This window comes from Bacillus sp. ISL-7 (assembly GCF_018613065.1).
Genome location: NZ_JAGGQW010000106.1, coordinates 9,478 through 12,271, shown reverse-complemented (window position 1 = coordinate 12,271; position 2,794 = coordinate 9,478). Strand labels below are relative to the sequence as shown.

At 38.0% G+C, this 2,794-nt stretch carries 4 protein-coding genes; 3 read left to right on the top strand and 1 reads right to left on the bottom strand.

The window, feature by feature from the left end:
- The 3 genes from J7E66_RS31065 to acpP all read left to right on the top strand — a co-directional run.
- Positions 1–542, top strand: a 542-nt coding sequence (locus J7E66_RS31065; protein ID WP_215007837.1) for a GerAB/ArcD/ProY family transporter, incomplete at its 5' end; no start/stop codon positions are given.
- Positions 539–1,648: a Ger(x)C family spore germination protein gene (locus tag J7E66_RS31060; RefSeq protein ID WP_215007835.1), complete on the top strand. Its 1,110-nt coding sequence runs from the start codon at positions 539–541 to the stop codon at positions 1,646–1,648. The genes J7E66_RS31065 and J7E66_RS31060, both read left to right, overlap by 4 nt.
- A 126-nt stretch (positions 1,649–1,774) precedes the next feature.
- The gene (gene acpP / locus J7E66_RS31055) at positions 1,775–2,005 is read left to right on the top strand and encodes an acyl carrier protein (RefSeq protein ID WP_215007832.1); all 231 of its coding nucleotides are present in this window, start codon (positions 1,775–1,777) and stop codon (positions 2,003–2,005) included.
- A 117-nt stretch (positions 2,006–2,122) separates the two neighbouring features.
- On the opposite strand, the gene J7E66_RS31050 is transcribed toward acpP, so the two are convergent.
- Positions 2,123–2,536: a VOC family protein gene (locus tag J7E66_RS31050; RefSeq protein WP_215007829.1), complete on the bottom strand. Its 414-nt coding sequence runs from the start codon at positions 2,534–2,536 to the stop codon at positions 2,123–2,125.
- Positions 2,537–2,794 lie beyond the last annotated feature (258 nt).

Sequence of the window (2,794 nt, the reverse complement as noted above, 5' to 3'; positions counted from 1 at the left end):
CCATTATTCGGGTTATAGTTCAGTTGGGCTTTGAACTGTTTCTTTTTATCCATCCCTATGTGCAAGCTTCCGGAAAAGAGAAGCTGATCGCCATCACTACAGCGAACATTTTTGTCACCTTCTTTTATACCTTTTTGGTGTTTGCAGCCCTTGTCTATTTCGAGCCCAATATAGATATCGGACTGACTCCAGAGCCATTATTATATATGATTAAAGCCTATTCGTTTCAGGTTCTCGAAAGGACGGATTTATTTTTCTTATCGCTCTGGCTTGTAGTCGTTGCAACTTCGATCGCGAACTGGCTATTATTATCTTCAATGGGGTTGGCCAGTCTTTTTAGAAAAAAAAACTATGCCCGCTTACTGCCCATTGTTGCAGGAGTCAATTTAATTTTGGCCCTTCTTCCTGATCAAGGAAGAGACTTTGAAAATTTTAATCACTTTCTTGGGCCGACGCACTATATTTTTATCGCCATCATACCTGTACTTCTACTCATTCTTTCGTGGGTTTTATCGAAAAAAGAAGTGGTGAATAAACCATGAAAAGCAAAAAGCCTATCTTTGTACTTTTATGTTTATTACTTACTGGATGCTGGGACCAGCACCTGATGAAAAATGCAGTATTGATACAGATATTAAGTTTTGATTTAGCAGATAACGACGAAATGTTATTAGGGGTTTCCATTCCCATAGTCGAGGAGTCCTCCGAGGGACCGCAAGCTAGGGTAAAAAGTGAAACACTTTCTGCAAAAGGTCATACACCAAGGGATTGTCGGCTTAAAATCGATCGGGAAGTATCTGGAATATTAGATTCATCTAAAAATAAACTGATTTTGTTCGGTGAGCGGATGGCGGCTGCAGGTATTTATCCACCATTAGATGTCATTTGGAGAGATCCGCGCAATTCACTGGGGGCGACACTAGGGGTAGTGGCTGGAGAAGCGGTGAATCTGCTTGAAATTAATCCAAAACATGAGCCAAACGTTAGCGAATATATACAAGAAGCTCTTACTAGCGCAGTAGAAAACTCGATCGTTCCGGTTCAAACCATCCAGACATTAGCCTCAGAAATGCTTGACCCGGGAGAAGATATCGTCCTCCCTTATCTTAAAATGAATAAAAAGAAAAGCGCAGTAGTGGTTGGCCTAGCCCTAATGGATGAAAAAAAATATTCGGGGAATTTATCTCCGCAAGATTCATGCCTCCTTCTTTTATTGAATAACAAAAAAGGAAAATACGCACGATTTACAAAACGAGTGAATAAAGAAGAGAAGCAGAAAATAAAAAATTATATTTCATTTAATGTCCACAATATGAAAAGAAAATTAAAAGTTCATGTAAAAAATGGAGAGGTTGCTGTTCAATTAAACCTACATTTAAAGATAAACGCAGAAGAATATCCCAAAGGGAATGTTCCAAAAGATATAGAACGACTAAACAAAGTATTATCAAAGCAGCTTACAGAAGACGCGCAACAGGTTATAACAAAATTACAGCAGGCGAATTGTGATGCATTCGGAATTGGGAGGAGATTGATCGCGTTTCACCCCAATACTTGGGAAAAGCTAGATAAGAAGGTTTATTTTAAAAATATAAAGATTAATACGAATGTAAAAGTTGAAATCACCAAACAAGGTATTGTTTTGTAATGTTTAAGTAATCTATGAGCACGAAGAAAGGGAGCTGTTCGCCGGATATTGGCAATACTTTTATGTTTTCCGTTCTGATATTGGTTGCTATAATGGTGGTTATGAAATACTTAGGGGGATGTCACAATGACCACATTTGAAAAGTTAAAACCTATTATAGCAGACCAACTGGGTGTGAAAATGGAGAATATCAAACCGGAAGCATCATTCAAAGATGACTTCGAAGCTGATTCGCTTGATATGGTGAACCTGACGATGGAAATTGAAGATGAATTCGCAATCGAAATTAGTGACAAAGTTGCAGCGACGCTTCAAACGGTGGGAGATGTCGTAAACTATATTGAAAATTTTCGTTAACAAATAAGTAAAGGCGGATGGCCCAGCGCAGGTGAACGTATCGCAAAAGGCATCCGCTACTATGGATTATACAGAAATGCTCTTATCGCCCGAGAATATTTCCTTTATAATCCTATCTCATTCTTTCGGCATTTTGCTCATATCCATATACAACACATTCCACCGATGACCATCCAAATCAGTAAAACCGCAGCCGTACATCCATCCTTGGCTCTCTGAAGGCTCTCCAAATATTGTACCGCCAGCCTCTACTGCATTCTTTGCCATTACATCTACTTCTTCTCTGCTGTCGGCATCCACGGATAGCAATACTTCCGTAGCTTGCTTTGTATCAACAATTACCTGTCTGGTAAATTTTTCGAAAGTAGACGCTGGAAAAAGCATAACCCTAGCATTATGATCCCCGATGATCAATTGTGCTTGATCGCTATTGCCATGTTGCTCATTAACCATAAATCCTACTTTCCTATAAAACTCTTTTGATTTATTGATGTCTTTTACCGGCAAGTTAATCCAAAATTGTTTTGGCATTGTTATTTCTCCTTTTTTACTATTCATCCGATTTGCATGGCTATTCGAATATTTTTGAGTGTTGTTTATACCGCACTTATTTTTACTTCTAAATCAATTGTAATTATACCATATTATGTAAAACTCGTAAAAGAGTCTATTTATGTGGGGCTTCTTTAAAGAAAGGCTTTGTTAAATTTCGTTGTTGATTTATTATAAACAAGCGAACCTCTTTAATGGTAATAATTACCTTATTTGCGACATTATCCCGGTAAAAAG